This is a genomic window from Paenibacillus sp. FSL L8-0502, assembly GCF_038593055.1.
GTDB lineage: Bacteria > Bacillota > Bacilli > Paenibacillales > Paenibacillaceae > Paenibacillus > Paenibacillus polymyxa_D.
In genome coordinates this window covers 216199-236009 of record NZ_CP151958.1, presented here as the reverse complement: position 1 = coordinate 236009, position 19811 = coordinate 216199, and the positions used below count along the sequence as shown (strand labels likewise).

Genomic DNA, 19811 nt, shown 5'->3' with positions numbered 1-19811 from the left:
CATATTGGCTATCCGCTACAGCGTCATCATTCCAACCTATAATCGAGTCCAGCAATTGTTGCTTACACTCGCTTCATTTGAGACACAAACCTATCCAAAGCAACTATTCGAAGTCATTGTAGCTGATGACGGTTCTACAGACGGAACGAGAGAAATGGTCGAAGACTTCAAAGCATCCTATCCTCTTATCTATGTGTCACATCAGGAACAACGCGGTCGATCTGCCGTTCGAAATTTGGGACTGCGCCGTGCAAGAGGGCTATACATCATCTTCTGCGACGCTGACTTTGTAGTATTACCGGAATTTATTAGGATCGTGAGCCGTTATCACCGTAAATATCCCAAGTCCGTGCTTTCAGGCATTCCTCACTCGTGGGACGATGCTTTTACCCATTATTACCCTGACTTTTCTCCTGAAGAAAAAGAACAATGTCGCAACATACTTACGCAGTCCAACTTATGGAATGCTGACTATGAAGCAGCAAACGAAATTACTCCGATCATAACCCCAGAAGATATCCTTCACCAAACGGGTGCACTGTCTAAAGTAGTTAGTCCCACAAGGGTTCCTCCGAATACGCAGAAACAATTTGCCTCAACGGACGTAGCCCCCTGGATGCTGCTGGTTACTCGTTGTGTAGCCATCAAACGCAGTCACTTGATTCGTATTGGAGGTTTCAATGAACGGTTTGTGCTCTATGGACTCGAGGACTGGGACCTTGGCTATAGACTACATCGCTTGAAGATTCCTTTTTATTGCATCAAAGAGGTGGTCGGATATCATCAGGAACATCCAACCTATCTTAGAGGTAACGTGTTAAATACGGAAAATCTGAGAATCATGTATGAAACCTACGGATTCCATGACTCCTCGTTAAATTTATTTGCCCTTATCCCTCCATCCGAGGATTTTGAGACCTACAAAAATACGTTGCGGGTATTGCGCAGGGGATTCCGCTCTAGGTTAACACGCTCATCAGCACTGTTATTAAGAAGAACACTACGCATTGCAGCCAAACAGTTCTACGATCAAAGCCATACTCTTGCATACAAAAAGTCATTACACTTGATAAAAAGGAAAGCAGCGAACCGGAAAAGTCGAGTCGCTCACGTATTACGAGAAATGCTGGTGAAGTCTGAAAAGCTGGTGGAATAATAGTTACTCATCTACGGCTTACAAAATCTCGTGTATTGCATCCTCCTTACAGGATAAAAAACTCCTCCATAAAGGTGCGAGCCCAACTTGGCAAGCAGCTTTATGGAGGAGGAGTCGAGGCCTTGTCCGCTGATAACGATACATAAGCTTCTACAAAGAAACATCCTTCAGTTTACGCAATCTTAATGGCTAGCCAAATCATGCTCCAAAGCTTGAAGAGAAAGGCTATCCCTCGTACTGCCTCCCTCTCCCGGTCTCATATCAAAAATACGATCGACAAATCGATTGACATCTAACAGCATTGCTTTTCGTTCCTCCAAGGTTACACGCGGCACCGAGTAAAGAAGCTTAATCTCGGCATCCGAAAACTTAGCGAACCCAAACAAATTATCGTTCGCCGCGTAGAGCATATCTTTCTGACGTGATATACGAATATAGTCTTCTGACGATCCTGTTGTAAAAATCGAGTAGGCTCTCTTGCCCTCAAGCCCATATACACCATCAGAAGAGCGTATGAGTCCTGTTGTGAACACTCTATCTATATATCCTTTAATAACAGCGGGAAATCCGCCCCACCATACCGGTGAAATAATAATCAAGGCATCTGCCCACAATAAATCCTCCTGTTCTTTTACTATCTCCTCTGGCAATACGTTAGTGACCTTAGCCTCTAAATCCTTTAAGCCTACCGTCGGATTAAATGACATTTGGATTAAGTCTTTTACCTTAACATTCGCCCCTCGTACGTTTAGATGAGCGATCACCTGCTCCAAAATCGCTTTGTTAAAGCTCTTAGGATAAGGGTGACCGTATAGAATATTAATGTTCATCTTCTTCGCCCCCAGAATATTTCCATATGGCTTGTCAAAGCCTTAATGCTAATGTAATGTTAAGCCAAAGGTATCGAAACAACAAGTAGGCATATTTATAGTAGATACTATCAAAAATCATACTAATTGATTTCATAGGGTTTTCTGGGATACAAACGAGGAGGAGATGGAGTAAATGAGTGAAAATCTGAATCATTTTACAGATTGTCCCTTAACAAAGGTTCAGAAAATCATTGGAGGAAAATGGAAAATAGTGATTTTATGGTTTCTGTCCCGTGGTACCAGAAGATTCGGTGAGATTAAACGCGCCTTTCCTGATATCACACAAGCGATGTTAACCAAGCAGCTAAGAGAATTAGAAGAAGACGGGTTTGTGCATCGGGAAGTATTCAAAGAAATCCCTCCCCGTGTTGAATACTCGCTAACAGCTCACGGAGCAAATTTCGTCCCCATATTGCGTAGTATGTATGATTGGGGGGAGGTTCATCTGGAGCACTCGAGAAAATGAAAACCCACTATGACCAATTTTGTCAAAGTGGGTTTAATCCTGTTTCCTCTGGGGGCGAAACAGTAGCCGTTTCGTTTACTGTTGTTTTCCAGTTAATGTTCTCACTTTAATAGGATGCAGATTCGCCTCAATTTGAGCCCGCTGCGGTTCATACCACTCTGGCAGCATTAATTTCTGCCCCATAGATTCAGCAGGTTCATCGTTAGCAAATCCCGGTGGATCTGTAGCAATTTCAAATAATACGCCGCCCGCTTCTCTGAAATATATAGCATTAAAATATTGGCGGTCTATGATTGGAGTCGGCTGATAGCCATAATGCTGGACTGCGCTTCTCCATTCTTCATGTTGTTCGAAGTCTTTTGCACGCCATGCAATGTGATGTACCGTGCCTGCTCCACCAATGCCTAGACCTATTTTGGCGAGTGGGACATCCACGATGTTGCCGATTTCTCCTATAGACTGATAACGGGCATATTCGGCGTCTTCAGCGATTTTCGTAAATCCGAGTATGCTCTCCAATGCATCCATCGTTTTCTGTGGGTTGACACTAAATAGCACGGCACCCCCGAATCCCTTAATTGCTTTATCAGCCGAAATGCCACCGTAAGACCAAGTACTATTCGCTCCCGCTTCACGTTCGACAAGCTCAAGACGTAAGCCCTCATTATCCTCAAATTGAAGATACTGTTCAGAAAAACGGCTCGTTTTCGTAACTTGAACATCAAAGCTTTGCAAACGCTGCTGCCAAAAATCAAGTGAACCTGGGGGTACCACATACGAGGTTATGCCCACCTGGCCGCCTCCGATTCGTCCTTTGGGGGTTCCTGGTGCAGGAAAAAATGTAATGATCGTTCCAGGACTTCCTGCACCGTTACCAAAGTACAAGTGGTAAACCTCAGGAGCATCGAAGTTGATTGTTTTCTTCACTAACCGAAGTCCCAGGACGCCGGCATAGAAGTCGAAGTTTTCCTGCGGATTACCGGCGAAAGCTGTAATATGATGGATACCTGTAGTTTGAAGCGACATATGAAACCCTCCTTTAATCGTTGGAACCTTTATTTTTATTGTTGATGACTTTTAATGACCTAAACATCATGTTTTATCTAAGCAATGCATCAATAGAATATGAGCCTGCCCCTGTCAACGCAATACCAATTACGACTGCAATAAGAACTAGCGGATATTCATAGCCATTAGCTGTTGCCCAGATCCCGTTTGGACCATGTACTTTGAAAATTGCTCCGAGCATAGTCGCCGTAATCAACAATGCAGCCAGTGGAGTGAGCAATCCTACAGCAAATAGAGCTCCTCCCAACAATTCCATCAACCCAGCAGCCACTGCCATGAATACCCCGGGCTTAATGCCGATCGATTCCATCCAACCGCCAGTACCTTTTGGACCATAACCGCCAAACCAGCCAAACAGTTTCTGTGCTCCGTGCCCCACCAATAACAATCCAACCACCAAACGTATCAGTAACAATCCACTTGCCAACATAAAAATCATCCTCCATTTTATATTTATTTAAAGATTATTAAGTTAGAGATATTAGACGAAATTAAACTTATTTTTTTGCGATTTGAGCCTGTTCCTTTTTCAGTTTTTCAGGCGTAACATCGTCTCCATTCGGGTCATAAATCGTAGCATTCAAGAGAATGCTTTGTACAGAACCCCGAAAGATTTGAAGGTATTCTTTGCGAAGATCCGTTTGTTCCGTTTTTTCGATTTCAGTTAACCCGACTTCTTTTGCTTTTTTTGCAAGTTGATTAATTCTTTCTAAAATGGTGATCATGTATATACCTCCCTATTTAAAATTTTCTGATTGTTTTGTTTTTTTATCTTTAATTTATTTATCTTGATATAAAGATATAATACTTTTCTATCCGTGTCAATACTTTTTCTAAAAGAAGAGAAGATGAATTCTTGAGGACGCTTACAGAGAAAAAGAAAAAGCACCCATCACAGAGGGACTTTACTGCGACAACTGCTTCCTGAGTTTAAGTACCACATCACCAGCGGGCCCCCTCCTAAGATCAATAAATTCATCGGTAGTTATGTAGAAAAGGTGATCGTCTACTAAGAGCATGTAGAAGTCATCTTTAGCTACAAGTTGTGGGTTTGATCGATGAAGGCGAGGGGAGTCGAACCCCTGTCCGAAGATAACGGTACATAAGCTTCTACGGGTGTAGTCACAGTTTTGATGTCACCCGAGTAAGCAAACGTAATTAATAATAGCCCTCCATATTTTCTATATTTCCTCGACCACCATTCTGTTCTTCGAAGTCCGTTAATGATATATAATCAGCTTTAAATCTGTGAATATCTAAAAAATGAAGTGACATCTCATCGTCATCCCCATGCTTACTCGAAAAAATATAATCACCTATTTTATCATCGTAAACCAACATATAGTCAGTCTTTTTATCTCTATCTCTTCTCCACATCTTGAATACATGATTATGAAGAGACTTATCAATATACATTATTAATACCTTTCTTCTGTTAATGTTTGTAAGAACTAAGTAATCCACCTCTGATTTGCTTAACTCATTTGAAATTCCTTCAACTCTTTCAGATTTAATTCGTATCTCGCCACTCTTCTTATGAGTATACCCAAGTAAAATCTTAGTTGCATTATTAAACGTGGAAGAGGTTGCTACCATATCATCTCTATTAAGAATAGTAATAAATCCTTCATATTGTTTATTGTTATTATATAAACAATATGACAGATCCGAACACCATCTGCTTCCCTCTGGAGTGAGTTCAATCCCTGTAAAAGTTCCACCCACGCCCTCGGGCAACATAAATATAGTCATTGCCGTTGCTTGCATCACCACTACCATAATCGTAAGTACGTGCTCAATAGGATAATTAATTCCTAACCAAAACCTCATCGATTCGCTCCACTTTGAAACACCAGCACCAGACCCGATCTCAAAAAGATCACCTTCGATTACTTGACCTTCTTTTATAAGAAAAAGTCTCGTTTCATTATCTTTTGTATAACCTATAATTAAATCTACATCAGAATAGGTAGCAGAATTATTTAGTACCTGTATTGCTTCATCTATACTTACACCATATGATAGAACCTCTTCAAAAATACGTAGCATGTCAAAGGCATGAGAGACTACTCCTGAAAAGCAAACAGTTACATTATCATTAATTCGAGTAATCTTATTTTCATGTTCATATACAAAATAATCATTATACTTATCCTGCAGTTCACCGAATGCTGAATAGCTAGTCCCATAGTTATTTATTTCTTCAGTTGTGGAAATCGCTGAATCGGCTACAATAAAAATTCGGTCTTCTTTTTTCCATGCTAAACAGTATGTCATCTTTTGAGTATCCCTCCGATACAAAATTACTACACTCAGTGAATCAATCAACAGTAAATAATATTATGATATTGCTTCCAGCTCCGCAAACTAAAATTTCTACTATCTATGCAAAGTATCCCTTTTTTTTCAAAATACATGTCTACTTCTTATGTCAAGAAATTGTAACTGTGAATATAGAGTTGTTCAAAAGTGTGCGTCTCAATTCATCATCCTGTATTTCTTCAATATCTTCTTTTAATTGTCTAGTAATTTGTTTAATATCTAGCAAATCGCCTTCTAAATAATTCAACTTTTCTAAGTATGACTCAGCCTCACCATTGCAATTTACGATATAACTAGAAACGACACCTAAATATTTTTCACCAAAGAATGATCGAGTATGCTCACTAGATAAGTTAGCAAACAAATGATCAAGAAATAATTTTGTCAGTTCTGGATAATTGCTAGGTAAGCTATACATCAACGAGCGACAATCATGAGAATAATACTGACTATCTTTCGCACCCTCATATATAATATTTTTTACTAAGCTTATTTTCAAATCATTATTGACCATATCATACCAATGCTCTTTTTCAATTGACTTAAAGACACTCACAGCAGTATTAGCAGTATTGAAATTATAACCATGTATATTTTCAATCACCTTCTTCATCCAATGTTCATATAAGCACTTATCTTTTAATAAAACTAAAACATCTATCAAGTTACCATCCAAATAATGAGATAATCTGAAATCCTTGCGTGAAGATTCTCGCAGTAAATTCCTAAATTTTTCAGAACTACTTTCATCGACTAACAAGTTTTTCACCACTTTGAATCTTACATCTATCTTATACGAGGTATTCATAAAAAAATTCGTTGCTCTGTAATTAGCTACTAATTTTGACACATTTTCAATATGGTTTTCTGATTGGAATCTTCTAGACAATATCACCTTAATCCAGTTATCCGCATTATTAATTTCACTTGTATCTAAATTTTCTTCCAATTTACGCATGATTTTTTCAATGCTCAGTTCAGATAATATACTTAATATATTTGTATTCAAACTTAATATCTCTAAGAGTTCACCTTGATATTGATCTTTATCGATTAATTCCCTTATGCATCCTTCAAATTCATTTGTTGCATGTTCAGCTGAAAATGCTAGAAATCTTATCGCGTTAATCTTTTGGATTGGTAAAGTTGTTGTTTTAATAGTTGTAACTAATAACTTAAACAATGGAGGCTTTGCCTTATCTTGAAACTTATTCAAATTTGTACTTACCATAAGATTCATTTTTTCGGTATTAATCACTGGAAAAAAAGTTTTTTCCTGCATCTCATCAATTAAATTCTTCATATGTTTAAAACCAAATAAAACTGGTTTAGATGCGAGGACATCAATAATAGAAGAATAAATATCTCTTGCCTTCTCAGGGGAACATACGAAGTTACTAGGATGAGCACAGTCATTTCTAGTGTCTAAACAGCGTTGCAATTCCTTCAGCTCACTACTATTCAACATATCAATTTCTTTAGTTGCACATTGTTCAAACAGGTATTTTTCATATACCTCATTTTTGCTCTTTCTCTGTTCAACCTCTTCATCTAATTTTCTAAAGCTTGAATCACTTCCTGCCAAAGCTTTTACCTTCTTATGTAAATCATATCCTCCTGCAATAACGCTCATAATAACGCACGCTCTGAAAGAACCTCCCACATAACACTTTAACGCCTCATTTAAGTAGTCTTTTATTTCATTATCATGAACTTTATTCAATAACTCTTCCATATCCCTCAACATAAAATTCTCTCCTATTCCTAATTGTTCATTTCAAGGTAGTCATTAAATAAAAGTATGAACCGCTCTGATATTCTATCGCCAATGATGATTGATTTTTATTTATAGGAAGTTCAGCCGATAACCTCGACAATTCCTTCAATATCTTGGATAATATACTCCCATAGATTGAAATCACTGTCAAAGATATTATCGGCTACTTCCTATTCAATATGAATTACAATTCAGTTACCATGTGCTTTTCATACAAAACCTCATCCTCACTCGCAAAATGCACCTTGATATGCAGTTGCTTCGTCTCCCTCATTACTCTCACCTGAGATACAAACTTACTAATCATTTGATGCAACATCTGCGGATTCTAAACCTCAGCATCCAGTAGACCGATCAACGTCTGAATGTCATACTTCACGGACGCAATAAACTCTTCTGGCACATCAACCTCATTCAGTCCTTTAGACAACGCTTTATGCTCCACATTCTTGTCCACTAATTCCGTCTGCATCTCATCCAACATCTCTTGATGAAATGGCTTCCCTTTGCCAGATTGTATATCATCCTTAATAGCATCCACACGTTTCTCCAAAAATGCAATCTCTGCCGCTAAACTGGATGCCTGAGCAACGAGATGCTTGTTCTTCTCGTTATAATACATGTGAATCTCTTCCTCCAACTGATTGTCCATCGACAGCGGCAACAGAGTCGTTCTGAGCTTATTAGTGACAACTTCCTCAATACGCTCTTTACGCCATCCTACATATGAACAAAATTCCTTGCCTTTCCGCATGTAACCACCGCATACATAATATCTTTGTCCGCCGCTCTTGGTATGTGTAGATGTAGAGTTTCCAACCATCCTTGATCCGCATTTGTCGCACACCATGACTCCACGCAACCAGAATGGAGATGCTGGCTTTGTGCCAAATGACTTATGCGTCTCACCACCACCATTGTTGCGTTGCTTAGCAACCGTCTGGCATTGTTCAAACAGTTCTTTTGTAAGGAGTGCAGGGTGAGCATTCTCTGTAATAATCCACTCGGAGCGATCTCTCCACTTCCTCCCCTTCGTTTGATAATCCTGCTTGTTCCACACTTTGCTTCCAATGTATGATTCATTGAAAATAATGGCCCTGATGTGCTGGCTGACCAAGTACCACCTTTTTGTGTAGGTACTTTTTGTTCGTTCAGTTCAGATGCAATTTTATGATAACCTTTGTTTTCAAAAGCATATTGATTGAATATCCAGCGAATTAAATCAACTTCTTCCCTCGGCCCCGGCACCCACACAGATTTTGTCTTCTGATTTCCCATCGCAATGTGTTCCGTCCGATACCCATATGGAGGCGTACCACCATTGTTGTACCCCTGCTTCGCATTCTGCGTCATGCCCTTCCTTACCTCGGTCGCTAAGTTGGCGTTGGAGAACTCTGAAATGACCTCCAACATCCCCTCCAGCAACATGTCCTGCGGTGTCTCAAACTCGGTCTGCTCAGTCACAGAGTTGACCTTTACCCACATTGATTGAGTAAGGCTTTGTAGATGACATGGTCGTCCCTCTTACGTGAGAACCGATCAAACTTTTGAGCAACAACCGCATCAAACGGTCGATTTGAGCGTTTAGCCAATGCAATCATCTTCCGGAACTCAGGATAATCATCTGTCTTTGCCAACTTCTCTTTTTCAATGAACTCGTTAACGATGATCCACCCTTTATCCAGACAATATTGCTGAATGGCCTTCAATTGTGCCGGAATGGACAGTTCCTTCTCTGCTTGACGATCTGAAGACACACGACATAAATAGCTACTTTCATTGAATACCTCTCCCTTTTTGTTGTTTTGGGCATAAAAAGCAGGCACACCGTTTTGGCGTACCTGCGATGAAATTTCATGTTATTGTGGTTTATTGATTTTTCGTGCGCTCAACGATGCCTGAGTGGCATCCCAAAGCTGTTGATCGACAATAGCTGGATGTGCATTCTCTGCAACAATCCATTGGGACACATCATTCTGTTCACCACCTGCATCCGACTTCTTATTCCATACACGCTTGCCAAGATACACTAGATTGTTGAGGATGGCAAGCACTGTGGATAGAACCCACCTTTTCCCCTCAATGATGTTTTGTTGATTCAATTCATGGGCAATCCGCTTGCCTCCATGACCTTCTTCGGCCAATTGGAACATCTGCTGGACTCAAATTTGACCTCTTTATCACTTCCAAGCTCATAAGTGACTCTTCTGCCTGTCTGAATACGCCGATAACCGAAAGGCACTCTGCCGCCGCAATGAAATCCTTGAGAGGCATTCTCCCTCATTCCCTTCAACGCCTCATGACGCAGATATACTGGGGTGACATCAAAACTGCTACGTACAGAGGTACCGCCATGTACATCATCAGAAATATGTCGTATTCGACGTCAGAGTAGCCCGAAGCCCTAGAGCCGAAGCGATTTACCCCATCCCTTAGAATACGAGCAAGCAAAAACGGACACCGAATGGTGTCCGTTACTGATACTACATATGGAGGCGAGGGGAGTCGAACCCCTGTCCGAAGATAACGACACATAAGCTTCTACGGGTGTAGTCACAGTTTTGATGTCACCCGAGTATCGCCCCGTAACCGGCTATACGTTGGGTCAGCCTGATTATCTTCTTCAGCTCACCGCAGGCGGAGATGAGACAGCGTATCCCACTATTTGTTAGCCCCTATCCCTGTCACATGGGCGATGCAGAGTAGAAGCACGCACACAGTTTCTTAGGCTGCGAAAGCGTAGTTGTTTTGTTGTTTGCCGTTTAATAGGCTTTAGCGTTGATGAAGCGGACGCGTCCCCACTACCCGCTACCCATGCTCGAACTATCCCCGTCGAATCCATAAACGCCCCCTTATTATAAAAGGGCTCCACGGATAAATCCGGAAATACCGGAGCATAAGCATGCATAATATCAAAAGCTGAATCCTAAGATTCAACACTCGAACAAAGTTAAAAGCTTTAAAACTGACTACTTCGTTAGTATACCATATTACAGGTCATTACGAAACGAAATGAAGCCATTTAAGCCTTATAAAATAGCACCATTAGAGGAACAAGTAACTTTTCCACGTAATTTGTACCATAACTAATAATACAATAACTTATCTCGCAATTTTCTGCTTCTCACGTAAAGCACGTTGGATATCACGTTGTGCATCGCGTTTAGCGGCAGCATCACGTTTATCATACTGCTTTTTACCTCTACCCAGTCCGAGCAAAAGCTTGGCATAACCATTGCGAACATAAATCTTTAACGGAACAATCGTGTAACCTTCCTGTTTGGACAGACCGATAAGCTTGCGAATCTGCTCTTTATGCAACAGCAGCTTACGCGTACGCGTCGGATCGGTAGGATTATTACGATTACCTTGCTCAAAAGGACTGATATGCATATTGTGAATATGAATTTCGCCATTACGGATCGTAGCAAATGCATCACTTATATTGGAACGACCATTTCGCAGAGACTTAATTTCCGTTCCCGTTAATACCATGCCCGCCTCGTAGGTGTCCTCAATAAAATAGTCATGGGAAGCTTTTTTGTTCTGGGCGAGCACTTTCCCGTCTGCCTTCTTACCCATGAATACCACTCCTTATGAATAACGTAATTCACTCTTGAAATCCAGGCATCAAAATCTGGCTACAAAGAGCCACCTAGAAATATATTGTAACAAATTTCAGATGGTAAAAGCAAGAAGGGTCAAGCCTTCTACATTTCTAACTAACACTAACATCACACTTAAAACAAGGCGGCTTCTATCCGTTACTGCAGACAGAAACCGCCTTTATACCTAAGTCGCATGATTAGTTTCATCCCCTGCCACGAAAGAAGACTCCTGCCTTCTAGCAAGCAAGTATAGCCACCTACTTCTTCTTTTTCCGCACAAAGCCAGCGGTGCTATTGCCGCCACTTCCGCCCTTATTCTTCCGTTTGCGTCGTGCTGCGCCTTCACCGTTTGGTCTGGCATCACTTCCTGGTGTAGCTGCTCCGCCGATGAAAATACCGTTGGCAGACGTCTTCTTCCGTCGCTTGCTTGCCCCGGATGCTGGCGAGTTATACCCGCCCTTGCCACTGCCAAAGCCGAAGCTGCTAGCTGAACCAGCTCCTGCCCCGTTCCCACCGCCGCGCCCTGAACGGCCTGCGGTGCTAATGCCTCCGTTACCTGCGCCAGCCTCTTTTGGCTTCCCGGTAACATCACGACTGCCTTTACCCTCTTTGCCAGTCTTATCCTTGCCGCCCTTGCGGTCACGCCCTTCTCGGCCTTTGCCTTTACCACGGCTCTCGCCACGCGCAAAGCCTCCGCCCTGTCCTGTACCGCCAGTCCGTTCACGGCGTTGCCGTTGCTTCATATCGACAAGTTCAAAGTCAATTGTGTAATCTTCCATATTTACACGCGCGACCCGAACCTTAACCTCATCTCCAATGCGGAACACCTTGGAGGTGCGTTCGCCGATCAACGCCATATGCTGCTCGTCAAAATGATAATAGTCGTCCGTAAGCGCACTCAGTCGCGTCAGACCCTCCACTGTATTGTCGAGCTCTATGAACATTCCGAAGCTGGTTACACTGCTGATGATTCCCTCGAATTCCTCGCCGACCTTATCCAGCATGTACTCAGCCTTTTTCATCTGCTCTGTATCACGCTCTGCATCCACAGCTACACGCTCACGCTCGGAAGATTGCTGCGCAATATCAGGCATACGTGCAGTCAAATATTCCTGACGTTCGGCTGTTAAAGCCCCGCCATTCTCCAATACCTCACGAATGACACGGTGAATCACCAAGTCAGGGTAACGACGAATCGGCGATGTAAAATGAGAGTAATATTCCGCTGCTAGTCCAAAATGACCTGTCGACTCCGCATCATACTTTGCCTGCTTCATCGAACGCAGCATCATCGTGCTAAGCACGGTTTGCTCCTTCGTACCCTGAATGTCTTCCAGCAACGTTTGCAGTGCACGCGGATGAATGGAATTCCCTCTACCTTTGATCTGATGCCCAAAATTAGCTGCGAAAGCCATAAAGTTTTGCAGCTTCTCTGGATCTGGGTCCTCATGAATCCGGTACAAGAAAGGTACTTTGAGCCAATGGAAATGTTCAGCTACCGTTTCATTGGCCGCCAACATAAACTCTTCAATAATTTGTTCAGCTATCGTACGATCCCTCTTCACAATATCGACAGCTTTACCTTCATCATCAACAATCACTTTGGCTTCATCAAAATCAAAATCAACTGCACCTCGGCGCATTCGATTAGCACGCAGCTTCAATGCCAATTCCTTCATCGTGCCGAATACATCAACCAGATCCTTGTACCGTTCCATCAGTTCAGCATCTTCCTCTTCGAGGATTTTGCGAACGTTAGTGTACGTCATCCGTTCCTTCGTTTTAATTACACTGGTGAAAATATCATGCTTTACAACCTTCATATGCTCATTGAATTCCATCTCACAGGATAAAGTCAGTCGATCCACCTGTGGATTCAAAGAACATATTCCGTTTGAAAGTCGATGTGGAAGCATAGGAATGACACGGTCAACCAAATACACGCTACAACCGCGGTTATATGCCTCCTGATCCAGCTTGGAGTTCTCACGCACATAATACCCTACGTCGGCAATATGAACGCCCAGACGGTAATTTCCGTTCGGCAAGCGCTCTACATTTACAGCATCATCCAGGTCTTTGGCATCCTCACCATCAATGGTAACAATGATCTTATCACGCAGATCGCGCCGCCCCTGACGTACAATCTCTTCTTCCGTAATCGCGTCGGGAGCATTCTCGGCTTCCTCTGTCACTTCATCTGGAAAAGCTTCCGGAAGCTGATGCTTGCGAATAACGGACAAAATGTCAACGCCTGGATCATCCTTATGACCCAAAACCTCCAACACTTCGCCTTCCGCCGCAGCTCGTCCTTCTGGATAGCTCACAATGCGCACAACGACCTTTTGCCCGTTCACAGCTCCGTTGAAGCTATCCTTTGGAATGAAAATATCCCGGTTAATGCGCTTATCATCCGGCAATACAAAACCGTATGCTTCGTGGCTCTGAAACACGCCTACTACTTGAAGCACTGCGCGCTTCACGATCCGCACAACTTCGCCTTCTAATCGGCCACCCGCAGGTCCCTTCGACGTCACTCTTACCAGTACCGTATCTCCATTCATCGCACTCTTTAAGTCGTTAGCATGAATATATACATCCGGGTGCTCCCGGTCCTCTGGAATCAAAAAAGCAAATCCCTTGGCATGAGCCTGCAAACGCCCACGCTGCAAATCCATCCGTTCCGGCACGCCATAACGGTTTGTGCGGGTCAGCAGAATTTTCCCCTCTTCCTCCAAGGCATTCAAAAGCTTAAGAAATTCACGGAAATCTTCGGCATCCTTAATATCAAAATGCTGCTCCAGCTCCTGGTAAGTCATGGGTTTGTATGCGGTCTCGCGCATAAAATCGAGTAGTTGTTGCTCTGTTATCATAATATTGTCCACCTCGGGTGACCTTTAATTTTCAGTAATAAATCCGCATGTCCTTGTTCCTTGTTCCTGATACAAGGCTCTTAATATACTCATACCCTAGTATACACGAATTTAATCGACGGCATCCCTGCCTGTCCAAAATCTAAAAAAAGCCCCCGTTTCCCGCGAAACGAAGGCTTAAGGTACATATTTATCTTATTTTGCAAAAAATGCAACTAAAACAGAAACGATCATGAAACCCGCACCCAAAACAGCAGTTGCGCGTTGTAAAATCAAATCCATACCGCGAGCTTTTGTCTTGCCGAACAGATGCTCAGCACCGCCAGAGATGGCACCGGACAAACCTGCACTTTTCCCCTTTTGCAGTAAAACAACCGCAATAACAGCAATCGAGAACACAACGAGCAGCACTTTCAAAAAGATTTCCATGAAAAATCCCACCTCCTGAGCTTATACATCTGTTTTGCAAAACAACACAGCCTCTTTTATGAAAACATGTACATATCATGTTATAAATAGCCGGAAATTAACGCAAAACACTATTTTTATTCTACCACAGCTTCCAGTAGATAACAACAGCTATAGCAAGTCACTCAGCCATTAAGCCTTTGCAAAGTTATAAATTCTCATACACATCCATAATAACAAAAAACAGACCTGCTCGCGGTGGCGAGTAGGCCTGTTTTATTCATGCGTAAAAGCTTTGAGCGTTCAGACTTCGTGATCATAAACCATGAGTCAAGAGACGCCATCAGCATTTTTGCGCAATATTATTTTTTCAGGTTGTAGAAAGATTTCAGGCCGTGGTATTGAGCCAGTTCACCCAGTTGATCCTCAATGCGGAGCAATTGGTTGTACTTCGCAATACGGTCAGTACGGGAAGGAGCACCTGTTTTAATTTGGCCTGCATTTGTTGCAACAGCGATATCAGCGATTGTGCTGTCTTCGGATTCACCGGAACGGTGAGAGATAACAGCTGTGTATCCTGCACGTTTAGCCAATTCGATAGCATCGAATGTTTCAGTCAGCGTACCGATTTGGTTTACTTTGATCAGGATGGAGTTACCGATGTTTTCATCGATACCTTTAGCCAGACGCTCTGTGTTTGTTACGAACAGGTCGTCACCAACCAATTGGATTTTGTTGCCCAATTTTTCAGTGAGCAATTTCCAACCTTCCCAGTCATCTTCGGAGCAACCATCTTCAATAGTGATGATTGGGTATTTATCAACCCAAGAAGCAAGCAGGTCAACGAACTCAGCAGAAGTGAAGGATTTGCCTTCGCCTTCCAAAGTATATTTTCCATCTTTGAAGAACTCAGTGGAAGCAACGTCCATACCGAGGAATACGTCAACACCTGGTTTGTAACCAGCTTTTTCGATCGCTTCGATAATAGTGGACAGAGCTTCTTCGTTAGATTTGAAGTTAGGAGCAAAACCACCTTCATCACCAACAGCTGTGTTCAAACCTTTGGAGTTCAGTACGGATTTCAGGTTGTGGAAGATTTCTGCGCCTACACGCAGAGCTTCTTTAAATGTAGGAGCGCCTACAGGCAGAACCATGAACTCTTGTACGTCAACGTTATTGTCGGCATGAGCGCCACCGTTAACGATGTTCATCATTGGTACTGGCAATTGTTTAGCATTGAATCCGCCTAGGTAAGTGTACAGTGGCAAGCCCAGAGCTTCAGCAGCAGCGCGAGCTACAGCCATGGATACTGCCAGAATTGCGTTTGCACCCAATTTACCTTTGTTATGTGTACCATCCAATTTGATCATCAGCGTGTCGATTTCTACTTGGTTCACAGCATCCAAGCCGATTACTTCAGGAGCAATAATTTCGTTCACGTTTTTAACAGCTTGCAGAACGCCTTTACCCAGGTAACGGGATTTGTCGTTATCACGAAGTTCTACAGCTTCGTGAGCGCCTGTGGAGGCACCGGAAGGAACGATAGCACTACCGATAGCACCGGATTCCAGATATACTTCAACTTCAACTGTAGGGTTACCACGGGAGTCGAGGACTTCGCGAGCGTACACGTCAGAAATAATAGTCATTTGTACTTAATCTCCTTTGTGAATCATGATTTATTGGTCAAGCCTATACTTATTAAATCAAGCTTACTTGCGGGATGCAATCATAGATTTTCCTGTCATTTCCGCAGGTTGCGGAAGTTGCATCAAATCCAGAAGCGTTGGAGCTACGTCAGCCAATATTCCATGCTCACGCAAAACGATATTCTCGTCAGTCAAAATGAACGGAACCGGATTCGTTGTGTGAGCTGTGAACGGACGTCCCTGCTCATCAATTTCCATATCCGCATTACCATGGTCGGCAATGATAATAACCACGCCACCTTTGGCTTTAACCGCATCTACAACACGTCCAACACATTCATCCGTCGTCTCTACCGCCTTAATCGTTGGCTCCAGCATACCGGAGTGTCCAACCATATCCGGATTGGCAAAGTTCAGGATAATCGCATCATGCTTGTCGGCTTCGATTTCCTTGACAGCAGCATCCGCTACCTCATACGCACTCATTTCCGGCTGCAAGTCATATGTAGCCACTTTAGGCGAGTTGATCAAAATACGAGTTTCGCCAGGAAGCTCCACATCACGTCCGCCACTGAAAAAGAAAGTAACGTGCGGATATTTTTCAGTCTCGGCAATACGCAATTGCTTCTTGTTGTTTTGAACCAACACTTCACCAAACGTGTTATCCAGATTTTTCGGTTCGTAAGCTACAAAGCCCTCAACCGTTTCGCTGAACAACGTCAGGCAAACAAAGTGCAAATCTTTAGGCCATTTCGGGCCACGGTCAAAACCACGGAAGTCCGCGTTTGTAAATACCTGAGACAGTTGAATCGCACGGTCAGGACGGAAGTTGAGGAAGATAACAGAGTCATTGCTTTCGACCAGCCCTACAGGACTTCCGTCAGCCTTCACAATAACAGTTGGCTCCACAAATTCGTCGAACACTGATTTTTCATACGATTCTTTCAATGCTTCCATTGGATCTGTGTATTGAGGTCCTTCTCCGTATACGATTGCACGGTAAGATTTCTCTACACGTTCCCAACGTTTGTCGCGGTCCATAGCATAATAGCGTCCTTGTACAGTCGCAATTTTACCTACGCCCACTTCTTGAATTTTAGCGATCAGCTGCTGCATGAAGCCTACGCCGCTGTCTGGCATAACGTCGCGTCCATCCATGAAAGCATGAATGTACACTTCTGTTAGGCCTTCTTTTTTCGCCAAGTCCAGCATAGCGAACAGATGGCTGATATGGCTATGCACGCCGCCGTCGGACAGAAGTCCGTACAGGTGAAGTTTCGTGTTGTTCTTCTTGGCATGTTGCACTGCTTTAACCAGTGTTTCATTGTCGTAGAATTCACCTTCACGGATGGACTTCGAAATACGAGTCAAGTCTTGATATACGATACGGCCTGCGCCGATGTTCAAGTGACCCACTTCAGAGTTACCCATTTGTCCTTCCGGCAAACCTACTGCTTCGCCAGAAGCCGTCAGCGTCGTATGAGGATACTGTTGTAAATACCGGTCGTAATTCGGTTTGTTGGCCTGTGCAACCGCATTGCCTTCCACGGTGTCACGCAGTCCGAACCCGTCCATAATAATTAAAGCTACCGGTTTTGGTGCTGTCATCTTACTTCGCCCCCTCAACAAGCGCGATGTACGACGCCGGTTGAAGACTGGCACCGCCCACGAGCGCGCCGTCGATATCGCTTTGACCCAGGTACTCAGTAACATTTTCAGGTTTTACACTACCACCATACTGAATACGTACAGCATTTGCTGTATTTTCATCATACAGCTCTTTAATCAGACTGCGGATATAGGAAATCACTTCATTCGCATCCTGCGAAGTGGAGGATTTGCCTGTTCCGATGGCCCAGATTGGCTCATAAGCAACAACTACTTGTGCAGCCTGATCCTTAGCCAAACCAGCAAAAGCTGCTACAGTTTGCACTTTTACAACTTCTTTGGTTTGTCCAGCTTCACGATCTTCCAGCTTTTCGCCTACACATACGATTGGAGTCAGGTCATGACGGAATGCCGCATGAACCTTTTTGTTCACCGTTTCGTCTGTTTCATTAAAATATTCACGACGTTCGGAGTGTCCGATCACAACGTAGTCTACGCCCAGATCTTTCAGCATTCCGCCGCTAATTTCACCTGTAAATGCACCATCTTCTGCAAAGTGCAGGTTTTGTGCGCCAATTTTAATAGACGTGCCTTTTACTGCTTCAACCAGAGCAGGAAGATTCGTAAATGGTGCGCAAATCACGCTTTCCACTCCTGCAACCTCTGCTTTGCCTTTGATCTCTTCGATGAAAGTTTTAGCTTCTGGTACGGTTTTAAACATCTTCCAGTTACCCGCGATAATCGGTGTTCTCAATGGTTTCAACTCCTAACTATTAGGTGCCCTAAAGCTTTATTCACGCATAGTGCGTTTGATTATTTATCGTTCAGTGCAACAACACCCGGAAGTGCTTTGCCTTCCATAAATTCCAGAGATGCGCCGCCGCCAGTGGAAATATGATCCATCTTGTCAGCCAAGTGGAATTTTTCAGCCGCAGCCGCAGAATCACCGCCACCAATGATGGTGTATGCTTCAGTTGTTGCGCAAGCTTCCGCTACTTCACGAGTACCACCAGCGAAAGGCTCGATTTCAAATACGCCCATTGGTCCGTTCCATACAACCAGTTTGGAGTTTTTGATTACATCTGCATAGATTTTACGTGTTTTCGGTCCAATGTCCACGCCTTCCCAAGCTGCAGGAATGCCGTCGATATCCACAATGTCTGTGTTCGCCGTAGCGCTGAAATCGTCAGACACAACAATATCTACCGGAAGATAGAAGTTTTTGCCGAGTTTCTTCGCTTTTTCGATAAATCCAAGAGCTACGTCCAGTTTGGATTCATCCAGCAAAGATTGACCCACTTCATAACCTTGAGCTTTGAAGAATGTATAAGTCAAACCGCCACCAATGATTACGTTATCTGCAATGTTCAGCAGGTTGTCGATCACGTCGATTTTGTCTTTTACTTTGGAACCGCCGATAATGGCTGTAAAAGGACGATCTGGATTCGACAGAGCTTTACCAATAACAGACAATTCTTTTTCCATCAGCAGGCCGGAAACAGCCGGAAGAATATGAGCGATACCTTCAGTGGAAGCATGAGCACGGTGTGCTGCGCCGAATGCGTCATTCACGAAAACGTCAGCCAATTCAGCAAATTGCTTCGCCAACTCAGGATCATTCTTTTCTTCTCCTGCATAGAAACGTACATTTTCAAGCAACAGCACGTCGCCGTTTTGCAGTTCAGCCACTTTCGCTTTAACAGCTTCGCCTACCGCTTCGTCCACTTTAACTACTGGCTTTTTCAGCAGTTCAGACAAACGTACGCCAACAGGAGTCAGACGCATGGATTCAACAACCTGACCTTTTGGACGTCCAAAGTGACTCGCCAAAATAACTTTTGCACCTTTTTCAATCAGGTAGTTAATGGTTGGCAAGGTTTCACGAATACGCTTGTCATCTGTAATTTTACCGTCTTCAACCGGAACGTTAAAATCTACACGAACAAACACCCGTTTTCCATTCAGTTCTATATCACGTACGCTCTTTTTGTTCATCTCCATATT

The 19811-nt window shown here is 43.1% G+C and carries 19 protein-coding genes and 1 other RNA gene; 2 read left to right on the top strand and 18 right to left on the bottom strand.

What is annotated here, in order from left to right:
• Positions 1-4: 4 nt before the first annotated feature.
• Positions 5-1156 carry a glycosyltransferase gene (locus NSQ57_RS01055; protein WP_341071496.1) on the top strand — a complete coding sequence of 384 codons (1152 nt, stop codon included), beginning with the start codon at positions 5-7 and terminating at the stop codon, positions 1154-1156.
• A gap of 182 nt (positions 1157-1338) precedes the next feature.
• Here the strand turns inward: NSQ57_RS01055 and NSQ57_RS01050 are convergent, their stop codons facing one another.
• Positions 1339-1986 (bottom strand): NAD(P)H-dependent oxidoreductase, encoded by a 648-nt coding sequence (locus NSQ57_RS01050; protein ID WP_165149348.1) that lies wholly within the window; start codon positions 1984-1986, stop codon positions 1339-1341.
• Between the two features lie 175 nt (positions 1987-2161).
• Between NSQ57_RS01050 and NSQ57_RS01045 the strand changes: the two genes are divergently transcribed.
• Positions 2162-2494 carry a helix-turn-helix domain-containing protein gene (locus NSQ57_RS01045; protein WP_342425510.1) on the top strand — a complete coding sequence of 111 codons (333 nt, stop codon included), beginning with the start codon at positions 2162-2164 and terminating at the stop codon, positions 2492-2494.
• A gap of 75 nt (positions 2495-2569) precedes the next feature.
• On the opposite strand, the gene NSQ57_RS01040 is transcribed toward NSQ57_RS01045, so the two are convergent.
• The 17 genes from NSQ57_RS01040 to NSQ57_RS00960 form a co-directional block, all read right to left on the bottom strand.
• The gene (locus tag NSQ57_RS01040) at positions 2570-3520 is read right to left on the bottom strand and encodes a ring-cleaving dioxygenase (protein ID WP_342425509.1); all 951 of its coding nucleotides are present in this window, start codon (positions 3518-3520) and stop codon (positions 2570-2572) included.
• 73 nt (positions 3521-3593) lie between these two features.
• The gene (locus NSQ57_RS01035) at positions 3594-3992 is read right to left on the bottom strand and encodes a DoxX family protein (protein WP_342425508.1); all 399 of its coding nucleotides are present in this window, start codon (positions 3990-3992) and stop codon (positions 3594-3596) included.
• 67 nt (positions 3993-4059) lie between these two features.
• On the bottom strand, positions 4060-4287 hold the full coding sequence (locus NSQ57_RS01030) for a DUF896 domain-containing protein (protein ID WP_342425507.1): 228 nt from the start codon (positions 4285-4287) through the stop codon (positions 4060-4062).
• 433 nt (positions 4288-4720) lie between these two features.
• Positions 4721-5839: a hypothetical protein gene (locus NSQ57_RS01025; protein WP_342425506.1), complete on the bottom strand. Its 1119-nt coding sequence runs from the start codon at positions 5837-5839 to the stop codon at positions 4721-4723.
• Between the two features lie 154 nt (positions 5840-5993).
• Positions 5994-7631: a hypothetical protein gene (locus NSQ57_RS01020; RefSeq protein ID WP_342425505.1), complete on the bottom strand. Its 1638-nt coding sequence runs from the start codon at positions 7629-7631 to the stop codon at positions 5994-5996.
• Between the two features lie 358 nt (positions 7632-7989).
• Positions 7990-8484, bottom strand: a complete 495-nt coding sequence (locus tag NSQ57_RS01015; protein ID WP_342426108.1) for a zinc ribbon domain-containing protein — start codon at positions 8482-8484, stop codon at positions 7990-7992.
• On the bottom strand, positions 8382-9125 hold the full coding sequence (locus tag NSQ57_RS01010; RefSeq protein WP_342426143.1) for a recombinase family protein: 744 nt from the start codon (positions 9123-9125) through the stop codon (positions 8382-8384). Before NSQ57_RS01010 ends, NSQ57_RS01015 begins: the two co-directional genes overlap by 103 nt.
• Before the next feature lie 11 nt (positions 9126-9136).
• Entirely contained in the window at positions 9137-9418 is a 282-nt protein-coding gene (locus tag NSQ57_RS01005; RefSeq protein ID WP_342425504.1) for a recombinase family protein, read from the bottom strand.
• Positions 9419-9520: 102 nt separating this feature from the next.
• The gene (locus NSQ57_RS01000; RefSeq protein WP_342425503.1) at positions 9521-9814 is read right to left on the bottom strand and encodes a recombinase family protein; all 294 of its coding nucleotides are present in this window, start codon (positions 9812-9814) and stop codon (positions 9521-9523) included.
• Positions 9815-10148: 334 nt separating this feature from the next.
• Positions 10149-10513, bottom strand: a transfer-messenger RNA (tmRNA) gene (gene ssrA / locus NSQ57_RS00995).
• 250 nt (positions 10514-10763) lie between these two features.
• Entirely contained in the window at positions 10764-11243 is a 480-nt protein-coding gene (smpB, locus tag NSQ57_RS00990; protein WP_013308270.1) for an SsrA-binding protein SmpB, read from the bottom strand.
• Between the two features lie 283 nt (positions 11244-11526).
• Positions 11527-14142, bottom strand: coding sequence for a ribonuclease R (rnr, locus tag NSQ57_RS00985; RefSeq protein ID WP_342425502.1), 2616 nt, complete (start codon positions 14140-14142; stop codon positions 11527-11529).
• A 195-nt stretch (positions 14143-14337) separates the two neighbouring features.
• Positions 14338-14571 (bottom strand): preprotein translocase subunit SecG, encoded by a 234-nt coding sequence (secG, locus tag NSQ57_RS00980; protein WP_013308268.1) that lies wholly within the window; start codon positions 14569-14571, stop codon positions 14338-14340.
• A 341-nt stretch (positions 14572-14912) separates the two neighbouring features.
• Positions 14913-16199, bottom strand: coding sequence for a phosphopyruvate hydratase (gene eno, locus NSQ57_RS00975; protein ID WP_013308266.1), 1287 nt, complete (start codon positions 16197-16199; stop codon positions 14913-14915).
• A 63-nt stretch (positions 16200-16262) separates the two neighbouring features.
• Complete coding sequence (gpmI, locus tag NSQ57_RS00970; protein WP_013308265.1) at positions 16263-17807, bottom strand: 2,3-bisphosphoglycerate-independent phosphoglycerate mutase; 1545 nt, start codon at positions 17805-17807, stop codon at positions 16263-16265.
• Position 17808: 1 nt separating this feature from the next.
• A complete protein-coding gene (gene tpiA, locus NSQ57_RS00965; RefSeq protein ID WP_023986490.1) occupies positions 17809-18561 on the bottom strand; it encodes a triose-phosphate isomerase in 753 nt (250 codons plus the stop codon).
• Between the two features lie 59 nt (positions 18562-18620).
• On the bottom strand, positions 18621-19802 hold the full coding sequence (locus NSQ57_RS00960; RefSeq protein ID WP_029518988.1) for a phosphoglycerate kinase: 1182 nt from the start codon (positions 19800-19802) through the stop codon (positions 18621-18623).
• Positions 19803-19811 lie beyond the last annotated feature (9 nt).